Origin of the sequence: Erwinia sp. S38 (assembly GCF_016624545.1) — a bacterium.
Taxonomy (GTDB): domain Bacteria; phylum Pseudomonadota; class Gammaproteobacteria; order Enterobacterales; family Enterobacteriaceae; genus Erwinia; species Erwinia coffeiphila.
Genome location: NZ_JACVTS010000097.1, coordinates 1 through 237 on the forward strand (window position 1 = coordinate 1; position 237 = coordinate 237).

At 50.6% G+C, this 237-nt stretch carries 1 tRNA gene; it reads right to left on the minus strand.

The window, feature by feature from the left end:
- Window positions 1-159: 159 nt before the first annotated feature.
- Window positions 160-236, minus strand: a tRNA-Arg gene (locus IBT46_RS27145).
- Window position 237: the final 1 nt, after the last annotated feature.

Below are 237 nucleotides of genomic sequence, written 5' to 3' on the forward strand. Positions count from 1 at the left end.
GACCGCTCGGTTCGTAGCCGAGTACTCTATCCAGCTGAGCTATGGATGCATTGCTAATTCTTGTATAACGCAGGGTGCTTAACTACTCACCGTGACACAGGCTGCTAACGCTGTACCGTACTACTTCTTATAAAGCCGCTAATGCCACTTTAAGAGAGATGGTGCATCCAGGAGGATTCGAACCTCCGACCGCTCGGTTCGTAGCCGAGTACTCTATCCAGCTGAGCTATGGATGCA